Origin of the sequence: Nocardia veterana NBRC 100344, assembly GCF_000308855.1 — a bacterium.
GTDB classification, from domain to species: Bacteria; Actinomycetota; Actinomycetes; order Mycobacteriales; family Mycobacteriaceae; genus Nocardia; species Nocardia veterana.
Genome location: NZ_BAGM01000058.1, coordinates 1 through 1,965 on the forward strand (window position 1 = coordinate 1; position 1,965 = coordinate 1,965).

The 1,965-nt window shown below is 70.9% G+C and carries 2 protein-coding genes; both read left to right on the forward strand.

All coding sequences use genetic code 11. From position 1 onward, the window contains the following. On the forward strand, positions 1–541 hold a 541-nt coding region (locus ON37_RS10040; RefSeq protein WP_040718618.1), incomplete at its 5' end, for a segregation/condensation protein A. A gap of 299 nt (positions 542–840) precedes the next feature. Next, on the forward strand, positions 841–1,542 hold the full coding sequence (scpB, locus tag ON37_RS10045; protein ID WP_051031414.1) for an SMC-Scp complex subunit ScpB: 702 nt from the start codon (positions 841–843) through the stop codon (positions 1,540–1,542). The last annotated feature ends 423 nt before the right edge of the window (positions 1,543–1,965 follow it).

Sequence of the window (1,965 nt, forward strand, 5' to 3'; positions counted from 1 at the left end):
GGATCTGGAATTGCTGGAGGCGCGGGATCTGCTGTTCGCGCGGCTGCTGCAGTACCGGGCGTTCAAACAGGTCGCGGAATTGCTGGGCGAGCTGGAGGCGGCGGCGCTGCGTCGCTATCCGCGGGCGGTCTCCCTGGAAGAGCGGTATCTGGATCTGCTGCCGGAGGTGACGCTCGGCGTCGATGCCGCCGGGTTCGCCGATATCGCCGCCGCGGCGTTCCGGCCGCGGCCGAAGCCGACGGTCGGGCTCGACCACCTGCACAACCACCCGATTTCCGTGGCCGAACAGGCCGCGTTGGTGCTGGAGATGTTGAAGAAACGGGGAGCGGGGGAGTGGTCGACCTTCCGCGAGCTGTGTGCGGACTGTGAGCTGCCGATCCAGATCGTCGCGCGCTTTCTGGCGCTGCTCGAGCTGTATCGCGGCAAGACGATCGAATTCGACCAGCCGGACCCGCTCGGCCCGCTGGCGGTGCGCTGGATCGGCGACGATGCCGCCGGCACGGCCGCCGAGCCCGTGACGATCGACGAGGATTACGGATGACGATGTCGCAGGATGAGCACGCCGCCGAGCGGCCGGGAGCCGACGAGCGCGAACCCGATACCGGCGAGGGCGCCGCGGCCGCCGGTCCGGACGTTGCCGGCAGCGCCGGTCGCGAGGAACCCGCGTCGGGCCCGGAGTTGCGGGCTCCGGCCCCGACGACCGCCGGTCCGGGCCTGCCGGGCGAACAGGTCGCCGAGGCCGCCGGCGAAACCGATGCGGTGAGTTTCGGCACAACCGGATCCCCCGCACCGGATGGGGCGTCGGGCTCTGCGCACGGCGTCGATCCCGATGGCGCGCGGGTGGGGTCCGGGCGCGCCGAGCAGGCACCGACCACGGAAGGCGCGGCGGACGACGCCGACGCGGCGGAGACGTCCCGGCCGCTCGACGATCAGGAGTTGCGCTCGGCGCTGGAAGCGATGTTGCTGGTGGTGGACGCTCCGGCGCCGGTGGAATTGCTCGCGGCCGCGGTGGACGACAGCCCGGCGCGGATCGAGCGGATGCTGCGCGAGATGTCGGCGGAGTGGACCGCTCGGGGCAGCGGGATCGATCTGCGTTACGTCGGTGACGGGTGGCGTTTGTACACCCGGACCGAGTACGCGCCCTACGTCGAGCGCATGCTGTTGGACGGGGCGCGCTCCAAGTTGACCCGGGCCGCTTTGGAAACTTTGGCGGTTATCGCCTATCGTCAACCGGTTACGCGAGCACGAGTGAGTGCGGTGCGCGGCGTGAACGTCGACGGTGTGATCCGCACGCTGGTGGCGCGGGGATTGATCGCCGAGGCCGGTACCGACGTCGATACCAACGGCACCCTGTACGTCACCACCGAACTGTTCCTGGAACGGATCGGGCTCGCGTCGCTGGCGGAACTTCCGCCGCTGGCGCCCCTGTTGCCGGGCGTCGACCTGATCGATGAGATCAACGAGAGCCTGGATACCGATCCGCGGTACGCCAAGCTCAAGAAACCCGCCGAATCGGATATCGATCTCGGCGGCGAGGATTGACAAGCTCCGCAGTGGAGCTTGTCGAAAGACCAGAGGACCACGTGAATACACCCGCTCGCCGAGATGGCACACCGGACCGTAGGAAACGACACAGCGACCCGCCGCGGGGCGGCGGTCGCGGGGCCGCCGGTCGGCCCCAGCGCAGCGAAGGTGGCCGCAGCGACCGCTTCGGCCGCCGAGACGACAACTACGGACGTGGTGACACCCGCGGTTCGCGGTCGGGACGCGGCGAAGACCGCTACGGCCGCGACGACCGATACGGCCGGGCCGGCGACGGCTACGGACGTGGGACCCGAGCCGGCCGCGATGATCGCCGGACCGACGGCGGCTCGTCGCGCGGTGACCGATTCGCGCGCGGCCAGGCGGCGGGCGCGGCCCGCGGGGACGCGCGGTACGGCCGCGGCGATGCCCGTCCGGGCTCCG